The organism is Streptomyces sp. URMC 124 (genome assembly GCF_051386455.1).
Taxonomy (GTDB): Bacteria; Actinomycetota; Actinomycetes; order Streptomycetales; family Streptomycetaceae; genus Streptomyces.
On record NZ_JBPQTS010000676.1, the window covers coordinates 1 to 229 of the forward strand.

A 229-nucleotide genomic window follows, 5' to 3' on the forward strand; every position below is an offset into this window, starting at 1 on the left:
GTTACCGGCCTGTGGGACAGCTGGGAGGAAGATGCTGTAGTTGTGGATCGGGAAGGAATCGTGTTTGCCGATACGGATAAAATCCACCGGGTTCATCACCAAGGGGAATATTTTCGCATCGAAGGGCCGTTGAACATGCCAAGATCGCCGCAAGGCAGACCCGTGATTATCGAGGCAGGCACCTCGGCCGCCGGACAACGGCTGGCTGCGCGAACGGCGGATGTTGTAT

1 pseudogene is annotated in these 229 nt (G+C 57.2%); it reads left to right on the plus strand.

The annotated features are described in order from the left end of the window. A pseudogene (locus ACSNOG_RS34135) lies at positions 1 to 229 on the plus strand (LLM class flavin-dependent oxidoreductase); the annotation flags it as partial.